General features: G+C 50.8%; 1 rRNA gene. It reads right to left on the reverse strand.

Annotation, left to right across the window (positions count from 1 at the left end):
- A 23S ribosomal RNA gene (locus ACM2FC_RS23420) occupies positions 1-1,755 on the reverse strand; the annotation flags it as partial.

Below are 1,755 nucleotides of genomic sequence, written 5' to 3' on the forward strand. Positions count from 1 at the left end.
AAAGACTAACCCCATCAATTAACCTTCCGGCACCGGGCAGGCGTCACACCGTATACGTCATCTTACGATTTAGCACAGTGCTGTGTTTTTAATAAACAGTTGCAGCCACCTGGTATCTGCGACTCTCAATAGCTCCATCCGCAAGGGACTTCACCGTCAAGAGCGTACCTTCTCCCGAAGTTACGGTACCATTTTGCCTAGTTCCTTCACCCGAGTTCTCTCAAGCGCCTTGGTATTCTCTACCCGACCACCTGTGTCGGTTTGGGGTACGATTCCTTACAATCTGAAGCTTAGAGGCTTTTCCTGGAAGCATGGCATCAATGACTTCACTACCGTAGTAGTTCGACATCGTGTCTCAGCCTTAAAGAGAGCCGGATTTACCTAACCCTCAAGCCTACGCACTTGAACCTGGACGACCGTCGCCAGGCCCACCTAGCCTTCTCCGTCCCCCCATCGCAATTGTAAGAAGTACGGGAATATTAACCCGTTTCCCATCGACTACGCCTTTCGGCCTCGCCTTAGGGGTCGACTTACCCTGCCCCGATTAACGTTGGACAGGAACCCTTGGTCTTCCGGCGAGGAGGTTTTTCACCCCCTTTATCGTTACTCATGTCAGCATTCGCACTTCTGATACCTCCAGCAGACCTTACAGTCCACCTTCAACGGCTTACAGAACGCTCCCCTACCCAATACTCAAAAGAGTATTGCCGCAGCTTCGGTTTATAGCTTAGCCCCGTTACATCTTCCGCGCAGGCCGACTCGACTAGTGAGCTATTACGCTTTCTTTAAATGATGGCTGCTTCTAAGCCAACATCCTAGCTGTCTAAGCCTTCCCACATCGTTTCCCACTTAGCTATAATTTGGGACCTTAGCTGGCGGTCTGGGTTGTTTCCCTCTCCACGACGGACGTTAGCACCCGCCGTGTGTCTCCCGGATAGTACTTACTGGTATTCGGAGTTTGCAAAGGGTTGGTAAGTCGGGATGACCCCCTAGCCTTAACAGTGCTCTACCCCCAGTAGTATTCGTCCGAGGCGCTACCTAAATAGCTTTCGGGGAGAACCAGCTATCTCCAGGTTTGATTGGCCTTTCACCCCTAGCCACAAGTCATCCGCTAATTTTTCAACATTAGTCGGTTCGGTCCTCCAGTTGATGTTACTCAACCTTCAACCTGCCCATGGCTAGATCACCTGGTTTCGGGTCTATATCCAGAGACTGAGCGCCCAGTTAAGACTCGGTTTCCCTACGGCTCCCCTAAACGGTTAACCTTGCCACTGAATATAAGTCGCTGACCCATTATACAAAAGGTACGCAGTCACACCACAAGGGTGCTCCTACTGCTTGTACGTACACGGTTTCAGGTTCTATTTCACTCCCCTCACAGGGGTTCTTTTCGCCTTTCCCTCACGGTACTGGTTCACTATCGGTCAGTCAGGAGTATTTAGCCTTGGAGGATGGTCCCCCCATGTTCAGACAGGATATCACGTGTCCCGCCTTACTCGATTTCACTTAAACTGCGCTGCCAGCTACGGGGCTATCACCCTGTATCGCGTGCCTTTCCAGACACTTCACCTGACGCAATAAAAGCTTAAGGGCTAACCCAATTTCGCTCGCCGCTACTTTCGGGATCTCGGTTGATTTCTGTTCCTCGGGGTACTTAGATGTTTCAGTTCCCCCGGTTCGCCTCATTAACCTATGTATTCAGTTAATGATACGTGCTTATGCACGTGGGTTTCCCCATTCGGAAATCGTAGACTC

This window comes from Vibrio sp. A37, from assembly GCF_059777565.1.